Origin of the sequence: Actinoplanes sp. NPDC051633, from assembly GCF_040681735.1 — a bacterium.
GTDB lineage: Bacteria > Actinomycetota > Actinomycetes > Mycobacteriales > Micromonosporaceae > Actinoplanes.
Map to the genome: position 1 here is coordinate 1 of NZ_JBFAZH010000293.1, position 7,595 is coordinate 7,595.

Here is a 7,595-nt window from a genome sequence, read left to right on the forward strand (position 1 = left end):
GTCCTCTCCGCGGAGCCGCGCGCCTTTGCGCAGCCAGGATCTGCGGAGAGGACGGTACCGGTCGTGAAGGTCGGCATTCCCAGCGAGATCAAGAACAACGAGTTCCGGGTGGCGATCACGCCGGCCGGGGTCTTCGAATTCGCGCGGGCCGGGCACGAGGTCTTCGTGCAGGCCGGGGCGGGCGCGGGCTCATCGATCCTGGACGAGGACTTCGTTGCCGCCGGCGCGACGATCCTGCCCGGCGCGGACGACGTCTGGGGCACCGCCGACCTGATCCTCAAGGTCAAGGAGCCGATCGCGGAGGAGTATTCGCGGATGCGGCCCGGCCAGGTGCTGTTCACGTACCTGCACCTCGCCGCGTCGAAGGAGTGCACCGACGCGCTGCTGGACCGCAAGGTCACCGGCATCGCGTACGAGACCGTCGAGCTGCCCGACCGCTCGCTGCCGCTGCTCGCCCCGATGTCCGAGGTGGCCGGCCGGCTCGCCCCGCAGGTCGGCGCCTACCACCTGATGGCCTCGGGCGGCGGCCGCGGCGTCCTGATGGGCGGCGTCCCCGGCGTCTACGCGGCCAAGACCGTGGTGATCGGCGCCGGCGTCTCCGGCATGAACGCCGCCGCCATCGCCCTCGGCATGCAGGCCGAGGTGCTGGTGCTGGACAAGAACATCGCCCGGCTGCGCGCCGCCGACGCCGACTACCGCGGCCACCTGCAGACCATCGCCTCGAACGCGTACGAGATCGAGAAGGCGGTGCTCGACGCCGACCTGGTGATCGGCGCGGTCCTGGTGCCGGGAGCGAAAGCGCCCAACCTGGTGCCGAACGAGCTGGTGTCGCGGATGAAGCCGGGCAGCGTGCTGGTCGACATCTCGATCGACCAGGGCGGCTGCTTCGAGGACTCGCGGCCGACCACGCACGCCGACCCCGTCTACCAGGTGCACAACTCGATGTTCTACTGCGTCGCGAACATGCCCGGCGCCGTGCCGCACACCAGCACGTACGCGCTGACCAACGTCACCCTGCCGTACGCGCTGGAGCTGGCCAACCGCGGCTGGCGCGACGCCGTCCGGCGCGACCCCGCCCTCGCCCTGGGTCTGAACACCCACGACGGGCACGTCACCTACGGCCCGGTCGCGGAGGCGCACGGCATGTCGACACTCAGCCTGAATGACGTCCTCGGCTAGGGCGATCCGCACCTATCTGGACCACCTCGGCGTCGAGCGGGGGTTGTCCCGCAACACGCTGTCCTCCTACCGCCGCGACCTCGACCGCTATGCGGAGTTCCTGGGCGAGCGCAGCCTGGCCGAGGTCACGGCGAACGACCTGGCCGAGCACCTCGCCGCGTTGCGCGCGGACGGTCTCTCCGCGGCGAGCGCCGCGCGGGCGATGAGCGCGGTCCGCGGGCTGCACCGTTTCGCCGCCCGCGAGGGCCTGGTCACCGACGACGTCAGCCGCGACGTCAAGCCGCCCGCGCCACCGAAGCGGCTACCCAAGGCGCTCGACCTCGACCAGGTTGAGCGCCTGCTGGCCGCGCCCGCCGGCGACGACGCGCTGGTGCTGCGGGACAGGGCGCTGCTGGAGTTCCTCTACGGCACCGGGGCGCGCATCTCGGAGGCCGTCGGCATGGCCGTGGACGACCTGGCGGAGGAGTCGGTCGTGCTGCACGGCAAAGGCGGCCGGACCCGGTTCGTACCCCTGGGCCGGTTCGCGCGCGCAGCGCTCGACGCCTACCTGGTGCGTGCCCGCCCGGCCCTGGCCGCCGGGGGGAAGGGCACGCCGTCGGTCTTCCTCAACGCCCGCGGCGGGCAGCTGTCGCGGCAGTCGGCGTGGACCATCCTGCAGCGGGCCGCGGCCGTGGCGGGAATCACGGTGGACGTCTCCCCGCACACGCTGCGGCACTCGTACGCCACCCACCTGCTCGACGGCGGCGCCGACGTCCGCGTCGTCCAGGAGCTGCTCGGCCACGCCTCGGTGACCACGACGCAGGTCTACACCTTGGTCACTGTGGAACGCCTCCGCGAGGTCTACGCCACTTCCCACCCCCGGGCACGCTGAAGAGGGATCGACGACACGCCGATGATTGACCCGGGACCGAGGGTGCGCTTGGCGTAGAGTCGGCGCGAGTCGGGAGGGGGCGAGCGCATGGCAGGCGGCAGCGATCAGGCGGAGGCCTGGACCTCGGCGCTCCGGGAGCAGCAGAGCTCGATCAACCTCGGCGCCGACCTGGGCCCGGCCGATCCGACGGCGTACACGATGCGGCGGCCCATCCCCGAGCCGATGCCCACCGACCGGCACGGCCCGGCCCGGATCATCGCGCTGGCGAACCAGAAAGGTGGCGTCGGCAAGACGACCACCACGATCAACCTGGGCGCCTCGCTCGCGGAGTACGGCCGCAAGGTGCTGCTCGTCGACTTCGACCCGCAGGGCGCCTGCTCGGTCGGCCTCGGCGTCAACCCGCACAACCTCGACCTCAGCATCTACAACCTGCTGATGCAGGACGATGTCACGGCCGAGGACGTGATCATCAAGACCGACGTGCAGGGCCTGCACCTGCTGCCGGCCAACATCGACCTGTCGGCCGCCGAGATACAGCTGGTCAACGAGGTCGCGCGGGAGATGGCGCTGGCCCGGGTGCTGCGTACGGTCCGCAAGGAGTACGACTTCATCCTGATCGACTGCCAGCCCTCGCTGGGCCTGCTGGCGATCAACGCGCTGACCGTCGCGCACGGCGTGCTCATCCCGCTGGAGTGCGAGTTCTTCTCGCTGCGCGGTGTGGCGCTGCTGCTGGACACGATCGACAAGGTTCGCGAGCGCCTCAACTTCGACCTCGAGCTCGAGGGCATCCTGGCGACCATGTACGACAGCCGCACCACGCACTGCCGCCAGGTGCTGCAGCGGGTGGTCGAGGCGTTCGGCGACAAGGTCTACCAGACCGTGATCACCAAGACGGTGAAGTTCCCGGAGAGCACGGTCGCGGGCGCACCGATCACGTCGCTCGACCCGGCGTCCTCCGGCGCGCGCAACTACCGCCAGCTCGCCCGCGAGCTCATCGCCGCGAGGGATGACCGGTAGTTGCTGTTCGCGCTCGGTCAGCCGGCGGCGTTCGCCGGACTCCTCATCGGATTCGTGCTCGCGTTGCTGCTGCGTGCGGTGGCCATCCGCCTCATGGGCAAGTGGGCGGGCCTCACCGACCGTCACGACTCGGTGCGGCCGCGCCTGCGTGAGGACGTCGACGCGTTCGGCGCGGTGGCCGCGGCCGTCGGCGGCGCCGGCTGGGGAAAGATCATCGACGTGGACGAGGTGCCGCGGTGGCGCGGCCGGGGACGCGCCGCGCTGGTCTTCGCGGCCGGCCCGATCTTCACCATCGTGGCTGCTCAGGTCGTCTTTCTCGCCTTCCGGCTATTCTACGGCTACGACGACGCCGCCTTCTCCTTCCTCAGCCCGTCCGACGTGTTGCGGGGGCAGTTCGAGGCGACCTTCGACGTGCAGCTGCTGCTGTCGATCGCGGTCGGCCTGCTCGGCTTCGGCCTGCTCTCGCTGCTGCCGATCCCGCCGCTGGACGGCTTCGGCCTGCTCTGGTCGGCGCAGCGCAACCCCGGCCGCGGCATGCAGGGTTACCGCCTGTGGTTCCAGGAGAAGAACCTCGGCGTCGTGGTGCTCCTGGTGTGCTGCTTCTTCCCGCTGAGTTATCCGCTGCTGCTGGTGCCGATCGACCTGCTCGGCGGCATCTTCATGCAGATCTGGGGATGATCGCCCGCACCAGTCACCTCGGCGTTTGTGCGGCGTTGAGGTGATCAAGGGCACTTCAACGACGCGGGTACGGGGGTGAGCACGTGAGCCTTGACCAGGTGGCCGGACCCGTGGTCTACGGTCAGCACGTGCCATCCGACCCAGCCGCCGCCTCGACCCCGGACGCCTCACCGCCTCCGGTCACCCTGCCCTCGCCGGACGCCGCGCCGTCCGCCGACGCCCCGCCCCCTGACGGCTCGGCGCCCGACGCAGCGGCGGCCGAGGCCGACTCCGGCAAGTTCACCGTGCGGCTGACCAACTTCACCGGCCCCTTCGACCTGCTGCTTCAGCTGATCGGCAAGCACAAGCTCGACGTCACCGAGGTCGCGCTGCACCAGGTCACCGACGACTTCATCGCCTACATCCGCGGCATGGGCGACGACTGGGACCTGGGCGAGGCCAGCGAGTTCCTCCTGGTCGCGGCGACCCTGCTGGACCTGAAGGCGGCCCGCCTCCTGCCCGCCGCCGAGGTCGAGGACGAGGAGGACCTGGCCCTGCTGGAGGCCCGCGACCTGCTCTTCGCCCGCCTGCTGCAGTACAAGGCCTTCAAGGAGGCGGCCTCGCACCTGTCCGAGCTGGAGATGCTGGGGGCGAGGCGGTGGCCGCGCGCGGTGGCGATGGAGCCGAGGTACGCCGAGGCGCTGCCGGAGCTGGTCCTGGGCATCGGCGCGGAACGCCTCTTCAAGCTCGCACTGAAGCAGTTCCAGCCGAAGCCGGGCCCGCCCGAGGTGTCGATCGCACACATCCACCAGGTGCGGGTCAGCGTCCGCGAGCACGCCACGCTGCTGCGCGACCGGCTGCGCAGGGCCGGCTCGGCGACGTTCAGCCTGCTGGTCGCCGACTGCGAGAACACCCTCGAAGTGGTGGCCCGCTTCCTGGCACTGCTGGAGCTCTACCGGGAGGGCCTGGTGGAGTTCGAGCAGCCGGTGTCGCTGGACGAGCTGACGGTCCGCTGGGTCGGCGGCGAGGCGGCCGACGCGGAGCTGGACATCGACGACTACGAGGGCAACCCGGCGGCGGCACAGCCGGAGGAACGGCCGGCGGAGTCAGTGACCGACGAGGACATAGCGGCCCTGGCCGGTGGCGTCGCCGCCGCGCTGGCCTCGGATACTTCCCCAGAACCGGAAATGCCGGATGAGGAGCAATCGTGAGCGACGAGCGACCCGAATCCCTGGCCTCGCAGGCCGCGTCCTGGGTGCCGCCGTGGGAGCGGGCACCGCGCACGCCCGACCGTGACTTCCAGGCGCGGGCGATGGCCGAGCATGAGGCCGCCGAGGCCGCCGACGGAGACGACGACAGCGACGGCGAGCCGTTCGAGCAGGGTGAGATCGAGCCGATCCCCGGGGAGGCTGACGAGCGCGGCACGGTTGACGCTCCGGTCGAGGTGCCGGGGCAAGAGCCGGCCGTGATGGACCCCGAGATCGAGGTGCCCGCCTCGATCGAGCAGGCCGAGGACGAGCCGGGTGAGGAGGGCCTGCCGGTCGACGCGCCGCTGCCCCCGGACGGTGACGACGCCGGCGACGTCTTCGACCTGGCGGCCGACGACGACGTGAGCGACGACGGCGAGGTCGACCTGCCGTTCTACGAGTTGCCGGCCACCGACGAAGCCCAGGCCGACGAGACACAGGCCGACGAGCCGGCGGAAGAGCAGCCGGAACGGGAACCCGAGCCGGAATCGCGCGCTGAGCGCGTACCCGGCGAATCGCCTTTGATCCCCGCTCAGGTCACCCCCATGGATGACGGCGAGTTGCGGGCCGCGCTCGAGGCGATCCTGCTGGTCGTGGACGAACCGGTCGCGGAGCTGCAACTCGCCCAGATCGTCGAGCAGCCGCCCGAGCGGGTCGGCGCGATGCTCGAGGACATCTCGGCCCGCTACACCGCGGCGGGGCACGGCTTCGACCTGCGGCGGGCCGCCGGCGGGTGGCGGCTCTACACCAGGCCGGAGTACGCCGCGTACGTGGAGAGGTTCGTCCTCGACGGGCAATCGGTGCGGCTGACGCAGGCCGCGCTCGAGACCCTGGCGGTGGTCGCCTACAAGCAGCCGGTGACCCGCTCGCGCATCTCGGCCATCCGGGGTGTGAACTGTGACGGCGTGATGCGTACCCTTGCTACGCGCGGCCTGATCGAGGAGTGCGGCACCGAGCCCGAGTCCGGCGCTCACCTGTACCGGACCACCGGTCTCTTCCTCGAGAAACTGGGCCTCGACTCGGTCGACCAGCTCCCCCCGCTGGCGCCGTTCCTGCCCGACGACGTGGAAGAAGTGCTTGATGCCTCACCAGGCTGAACCGGTCACCGCTGAGCGCCTGCAGAAGGTGCTGGCGTCCGCCGGTGTGGGATCCCGCCGCGCCTGCGAAGACCTGATCTTCCGCCGCCGCGTCACCGTGAACGGCAAGATCGCGAAGCTGGGCGACAAGGTCGACCCGGCGACCGCCGAGATCCACGTGGACGGCCAGCGGGTGATCACCGACACCAAGCTGGTCTACCTGGCGATGAACAAGCCGCGCGGGGTCGTCGCGTCGATGGACGACGAGAAGGGCCGCACCGAGCTGGCCGACTTCCTGAACACCTTCGAGCAGCGGGTGTTCCACGTCGGCCGGCTCGACGCCGACAGCGAGGGCCTGCTGCTGCTCACCAACGACGGCGCGCTCGCGCACAAGCTGATGCACCCGTCGTACGGGGTGTCGAAGACGTACCTGGCCGAGGTCGAGGGCCCGCTCCCCCGCGCGGTGGGCCGGGCGTTGCAGTCGGGCGTCGAGCTGGAGGACGGACCGGCGAAGGTCGACTCGTTCCGCCTGGTCGACACGCTGGGCAAGGTGGCCCAGATCGAGATCGTGCTGCACGAGGGCCGTAAGCACATCGTGCGCCGCATGATGGACGAGGTGGGCCACCCGGTGCTGCGCCTGATCCGCACGGCGGTGGGCCCGATCCGGCTGGGCGACATGCGCCCCGGCGGCTTCCGCCACCTCTCCAACGCCGAGATCGCGGCCCTGTTCAAGGCCGTCGGCGACTAGGCCGTATTCGCCGGCGCGAGCCGGAAGATGCGGATCTCCCGGTTCTCGGCGCGCCGGGCGTAGGCGGCGTAGGCCGGCCAGATCGTCAGCAGGAGTTGCCAGAGTCGCTCGCGCTCGGCCCCGGTCGTGAGCGACGCCCGCACGTCGACCTCGCGACCGTCGACGGTCAGGCGGGCGGCCGGGTGCGCGAGCAGGTTCGCCGTCCACGCGGGGTGGTGGGACTGGCCCCAGTTGGAGCCGATGACCACGTACGCGTCGCCGTCGATCAGGTAGAGCAGCGGCTGTGTGCGGGGCAGACCGGACTTCCGGCCGGTCGTGGTGATCAGCAGGGACGGCAGCTGCTTGCGGCCGATCACCGACCAGCGCCCGCCGGTGAGTTGATGGAGGCGCCGGTCGACCGGCGTCAGCAGCCGGCCCGTGGTGGCGAACCAGGGCTTGGTGCCGAGCCGCCGCAGCAGCGTCGAATATCGCGACATCGGATCAGTATCGGGCCGGACGATGCACCATGCGAACCACTCCGCTGCCGTACCGGGGATCTCGCCGCACAGGAGGACCTCTGGGTGTCGCCCTTAAGCCTCCAGGATTTCCACGATCTCCCTGCCGTTCTTCACCCGGCCGACCCAAGCCGACCAGTGATTGCGGCGGCGGCGATCAGTTTCCTGATCAGAAGGGGGGTGCGTCCTCACCTCCAGTAGTTTTTTATTGAGTAGACGCTTTAATCATACTACTGGGGTTTTTTTATGTCAAAAATTATTTTCACGCATAAAAAACGCTCTAAACCCTTTCACTTCAAGGATAGC

The 7,595-nt window shown here is 70.2% G+C and carries 8 protein-coding genes; 7 read left to right on the forward strand and 1 reads right to left on the reverse strand.

Translation table 11 applies throughout. From position 1 onward, the window contains the following. Positions 1–63: 63 nt before the first annotated feature. The 7 genes from ald (at position 64) to AB0M20_RS18045 (ending at position 6,795) form a co-directional block, all read left to right on the forward strand. Positions 64–1,179: an alanine dehydrogenase gene (ald, locus tag AB0M20_RS18015; RefSeq protein WP_364299434.1), complete on the forward strand. Its 1,116-nt coding sequence runs from the start codon at positions 64–66 to the stop codon at positions 1,177–1,179. Then, positions 1,163–2,050: a site-specific tyrosine recombinase XerD gene (gene xerD / locus AB0M20_RS18020; protein WP_364299436.1), complete on the forward strand. Its 888-nt coding sequence runs from the start codon at positions 1,163–1,165 to the stop codon at positions 2,048–2,050. The genes ald and xerD overlap by 17 nt, the downstream gene beginning before the upstream one ends. 87 nt (positions 2,051–2,137) lie before the next feature. Next, entirely contained in the window at positions 2,138–3,067 is a 930-nt protein-coding gene (locus AB0M20_RS18025; protein ID WP_364299438.1) for an AAA family ATPase, read from the forward strand. Further along, positions 3,068–3,745 (forward strand): hypothetical protein, encoded by a 678-nt coding sequence (locus AB0M20_RS18030; protein WP_364299440.1) that lies wholly within the window; start codon positions 3,068–3,070, stop codon positions 3,743–3,745. It begins immediately after the preceding gene. Positions 3,746–3,828: 83 nt separating this feature from the next. Next, a complete protein-coding gene (locus AB0M20_RS18035; RefSeq protein WP_364299442.1) occupies positions 3,829–4,935 on the forward strand; it encodes a segregation/condensation protein A in 1,107 nt (368 codons plus the stop codon). Then, positions 4,929–6,068: an SMC-Scp complex subunit ScpB gene (gene scpB / locus AB0M20_RS18040; RefSeq protein WP_364299448.1), complete on the forward strand. Its 1,140-nt coding sequence runs from the start codon at positions 4,929–4,931 to the stop codon at positions 6,066–6,068. The genes AB0M20_RS18035 and scpB overlap by 7 nt, the downstream gene beginning before the upstream one ends. Continuing rightward, complete coding sequence (locus tag AB0M20_RS18045; protein WP_364299444.1) at positions 6,052–6,795, forward strand: pseudouridine synthase; 744 nt, start codon at positions 6,052–6,054, stop codon at positions 6,793–6,795. The genes scpB and AB0M20_RS18045 overlap by 17 nt, the downstream gene beginning before the upstream one ends. On the opposite strand, the gene AB0M20_RS18050 is transcribed toward AB0M20_RS18045, so the two are convergent. After that, complete coding sequence (locus tag AB0M20_RS18050; RefSeq protein WP_364299446.1) at positions 6,792–7,271, reverse strand: nitroreductase/quinone reductase family protein; 480 nt, start codon at positions 7,269–7,271, stop codon at positions 6,792–6,794. The two genes, AB0M20_RS18045 and AB0M20_RS18050, sit on opposite strands and share 4 nt — an antisense overlap. Between the last annotated feature and the right edge of the window lie 324 nt (positions 7,272–7,595).

Excerpts from the sequence above, each read along its gene's own strand:
- xerD (WP_364299436.1), top strand. The coding sequence starts at position 1,163 with ATGACGTCCTCGGCTAGGGCGATCCGCACCTATCTGGACCACCTCGGC.
- AB0M20_RS18025 (WP_364299438.1), top strand. The coding sequence starts at position 2,138 with ATGGCAGGCGGCAGCGATCAGGCGGAGGCCTGGACCTCGGCGCTCCGG.
- AB0M20_RS18045 (WP_364299444.1), top strand. The coding sequence starts at position 6,052 with ATGCCTCACCAGGCTGAACCGGTCACCGCTGAGCGCCTGCAGAAGGTG.
- AB0M20_RS18050 (WP_364299446.1), bottom strand. The coding sequence starts at position 7,271 with ATGTCGCGATATTCGACGCTGCTGCGGCGGCTCGGCACCAAGCCCTGG.